Raw genomic sequence first — 1,092 nt, forward strand, 5'->3', positions numbered from 1 at the left:
CCAACGACCGAGGTCGCCGGTCTTGTACAGGCGGGCGTTCGGCTCACTGCTGAACGGATCGGCGATGAAACGCTCGGCGCTCAGCTCCGGCCGATTCAGGTAACCCCGGGCCACACCGACACCGCCGATATGGATTTCTCCAGCCACCCCCAACGGTGCCGGTTCGCCTCGCGCATCCAGCACATGGACCTGGACGTTGGCGAAGGGGCGACCGATGCTTGGCCGTTCGCCCAAGTCGCGGATCAGGTCGATGGTGGCGTCCACCGTGCACTCGGTGGGGCCGTACATGTTGTAGAAACGAATGCTCTGGCAGTTGCGCAGCTTGTCCCAGGTGGCGGCGTTGATTGCCTCGCCACCGAGCAGCACGCTCACCGGCTGGTAGCTCTGGCGCTCCAGCAGGCCGGCGGCGAGCAGGATGTCGAGCTGCGACGGGGTGGAGTCGAAGGCATGCACTTGGTGCTGTTCGAGGAAGTCCAGCAACTCGCTGCCGCTGGCGCGGATCAGTTGCGGGATGATCACCAGGCGATGGCCGGAGAACAGCTGCGAGATGCCCTTGATCGACATGTCGAAGAAGAACCCGGCGTTCAGGGCTACGGTGGCTGGGGTCGGGCAGTGCTGGTGGGTGGTGCGGGTCAGCACGTGCCAGAAGTTGAACACCGAACGGTGCTCGACCATCACGCCCTTGGACTGGCCGGTGGAACCGGAGGTGTAGATCACATAGGCCAGATTTTCCGCAGTCAGGCCCGGTACTTGTGGGTTGCTGTCGAAAGCCGAATCGTCCGCCGCTTGCAACGATTCCACGGTGTCCAGCAGCACCACCGGCAGTTCCCCGGACGGCAGGGACAGCGCCGACTGGGTCAACAACGCCTGGGGTTGGCTGTCCTGCAGCATGAACGTCATGCGTTCGGCTGGGTGGGCCGGGTCGATGGGCACGTAGGCCGCGCCGGCCTTGAGCACGCCCAGCAGGCCGACGATCATCTCCAGGCTGCGCTCGGCGCAGATGGCCACGCGCTGATCAGGTTGCACGCCGAGGGCGAGCAACTGCCGGGCCAGGTGGTTGGCGCGACGATTGAGCTGGCGATAGCTCAACTG

The 1,092-nt window shown here is 65.0% G+C and carries 1 protein-coding gene; it reads right to left on the reverse strand.

Annotation, left to right across the window (positions count from 1 at the left end; translation table 11 throughout):
* Positions 1-1,092, reverse strand: a 1,092-nt coding sequence (locus FGE05_RS29560) for an amino acid adenylation domain-containing protein (RefSeq protein WP_139650429.1), incomplete at both ends; no start/stop codon positions are given.

The organism is Pseudomonas sp. ICMP22404 (assembly GCF_006227205.1).
Classification (GTDB): domain Bacteria; phylum Pseudomonadota; class Gammaproteobacteria; order Pseudomonadales; family Pseudomonadaceae; genus Aquipseudomonas.